The organism is Eubacterium ramulus ATCC 29099, assembly GCF_000469345.1.
Taxonomy (GTDB): domain Bacteria; phylum Bacillota; class Clostridia; order Lachnospirales; family Lachnospiraceae; genus Eubacterium_I; species Eubacterium_I ramulus.
The window spans coordinates 1-1,041 of record NZ_KI271165.1; the positions used below are offsets into that span (position 1 = coordinate 1).

A 1,041-nucleotide genomic window follows, 5' to 3' on the forward strand; every position below is an offset into this window, starting at 1 on the left:
TTTGAATTTTCCCTGCCGAAAGAATGGAGCAGGCAGGAACAGATTGATTATACAACCGAATATATTCAAAAGACTTTCGTGGACGAGGGAATGTGTGCCGACTGGAGCATACACGATAAGGGCGACGGGAACCCACATGTGCATTTACTTGTAACCATGCGACCATTCAATCCAGACCACTCATGGGGCAACAAGGAAGTCAAGGACTGGGATTTTGTCAGAGATACTGACGGAAATATCGTGGTTGATGAATCCCACCCGGACTGGTGGCAGGATAAGAAAAATCCAGACCGTCATGGAATCCGTATTCCGGTACTTGATGAAAACGGAGTACAGAAAGTCGGGGCAAGAAACAGAAAACAATGGAAAAGGGTTCTGACTGACGCTACCGGCTGGAACAATCCAAAGAATTGTGAGTTATGGCGAAGCGAATGGGCAAAGATGTGTAACCGGCATTTATCCATAGACAATCTGATTGACCACCGCTCTTATGAAAGACAGGGCAAATTGAAAGTCCCTACGATTCATGAGGGTGCAGATGCAAGGAAGATTGAGGAAAAATATCTCACCGGGCAGATAAGGAAAGGTTCATGGAAGGTCGAGGAAAACCAGATGATAAAAAAACAAAATGCACTGCTGCAAAAGGTAATTGCAACCTTTGGTAAGGTATCCGGTGCATTGTCGATGTGGAGGGAGTGGTTGAATGACATTAGAAGAAAGCAAAGAAGTAATTCCCATGATGGAAGCAATGATTACACAGATAGAGGAACAGCAGAATATCATGGCAGAGATGCTTCAGGAGATACAGGAAAAGGACGAGAAGCTGATGTGCTTTCAGGAGCAGGAAGAACGATTGCAGCAATTAGAGAAAGAATTGTCAGAGCTGCTACAAATCTTACCGGATACAGAAGAACTGTTGATGCTTCTGGAAGAAAAGACAGACCAGATACAGAAACTCACAGACGAAAATCAGCAATGGCAGGAATTGGCACAGAAATTAAACAGCGAGAACCGGCTATTGCAGAAACAGAACAGCGAATT

General features: G+C 44.3%; 1 protein-coding gene. It reads left to right on the top strand.

Annotated elements, in window-relative coordinates; all coding sequences use genetic code 11:
* Positions 1-1,041, top strand: a 1,041-nt coding sequence (locus tag HMPREF0373_RS12310; protein WP_021740067.1) for a MobA/MobL family protein, incomplete at both ends; no start/stop codon positions are given.